A 268-nucleotide genomic window follows, 5' to 3' on the forward strand; every position below is an offset into this window, starting at 1 on the left:
TTCTCTTAGCTACGTTCATATTTTACGGTGCTTTCTATAAAGGATATATCGTCTGCCGATATAATTCAACGGCACACTCCATACATGGACAAGTCTAGTAAACGGCCACAACGCAAAAATGAGCAAGCCAGCGGTAATATGAATTTTAAATGACAGCGGCACGTCTGTCATTAAACCCGCGTCCGGTCGGAAGAGAAAAAGCTGGCGGAACCAGACCGACACCGTCTCACGGTAATTGAAGTCCGGCTGTAGAGCATTGGTGACAAGG

The 268-nt window shown here is 46.3% G+C and carries 1 protein-coding gene; it reads right to left on the reverse strand.

Features of this window, described 5'->3' with window-relative positions:
* Window positions 1-15: 15 nt before the first annotated feature.
* The coding region (locus tag CHH91_RS18550) for a respiratory nitrate reductase subunit gamma (RefSeq protein ID WP_141234220.1) at window positions 16-268 on the reverse strand (253 nt) is incomplete at its 5' end.

It is taken from the genome of Virgibacillus sp. 7505, from assembly GCF_002272135.1.
GTDB lineage: Bacteria > Bacillota > Bacilli > Bacillales > Amphibacillaceae > Terribacillus.